The 505-nt window shown below is 55.8% G+C and carries 1 protein-coding gene; it reads right to left on the bottom strand.

The window, feature by feature from the left end; translation table 11 throughout:
* The coding region (locus tag BN93_RS16200) for a pseudouridine synthase (protein WP_019189300.1) at positions 1 to 505 on the bottom strand (505 nt) is incomplete at both ends.

Genomic DNA, 505 nt, shown 5'->3' with positions numbered 1-505 from the left:
GTTGTAACTGCGGTGAGTGGTTTTGTTAAAGAACTGCAAACCCAGCTTTCGCTTGGCCTCGGGTGTCTTTGCCACCACCAAAAGTCCGCTTGTATCCTTATCAATGCGGTGAACCAGCCCCACTTCGGGGTCGTTGGCATCGAACGAAGGCATGTTGCGCGGGTGCCAAGCCACGGCGTTGATTAGCGTTCCGTGGAAGTTTCCCGCACCGGGATGCACCACCATGCCCGCCGGCTTGTTGACAACCATCAGCGCATCGTCTTCGTACACCACATCGAGTGGAATGTCTTCGGCCTCGATGGTCGTGTCGTGGTGCGGTCGGTCGAGCATCAGCGTAATCACATCGCCCGGCCTTACCTTGTAATTGCTCTTCACGGGGCGTTCGTTTACGTGCACGAAACCCGCGTCGGCGGCCTTTTGTATGCGGTTACGGCTGGAATGTTGCAACCTTTCTGTCATAAATCGGTCGATACGCACGGGCACTTGTCCCTTATCCACCACTATG

The sequence above is a fragment of the Prevotella conceptionensis 9403948 genome (assembly GCF_000312305.1).
Classification (GTDB): Bacteria; Bacteroidota; Bacteroidia; order Bacteroidales; family Bacteroidaceae; genus Prevotella; species Prevotella conceptionensis.
Note: the sequence above shows the minus strand (reverse complement) of the source record. Positions and strands in the feature narration are given on the sequence as shown.